Consider the following 320-nt stretch of genomic DNA (forward strand, 5'->3'; position numbering starts at 1 on the left):
GTGAGGTTTTTTTGTTTTCCTCTTGTGTTGAGCCAAGCAAATAATACGCGAAAATGGTTGTGGTCGTATTTTGTCACTTCACGCAAAACAAAGTGCAATCCAATGCCAAGACCAATCATTGTAAAGTTGCTGGTCAAAATAAAGAGAATGGATGTCGCCATGACATTAAGGGCCATTCCTTCCATTGTGACACCGGCAAACATAGCTGGTCGCGTACAGGCAAGAAAAAGAGTATCTTCATTCATTTATGATGAGCCCATTAATGTACTAACAAGAGTGGGGGCACCAAAAACAATCCCAATGCCGAGAATACAATAAGC

The 320-nt window shown here is 41.2% G+C and carries 1 protein-coding gene; it reads right to left on the bottom strand.

Annotated elements, in window-relative coordinates:
* A partial coding sequence (locus tag ACFIK8_RS09230) for a type IV secretion system protein VirB3 (protein WP_375669249.1) occupies positions 1-245 on the bottom strand: 245 nt, incomplete at its 3' end.
* Positions 246-320: the final 75 nt, after the last annotated feature.

Source organism: Bartonella sp. MR168JLCBS, assembly GCF_042194175.1.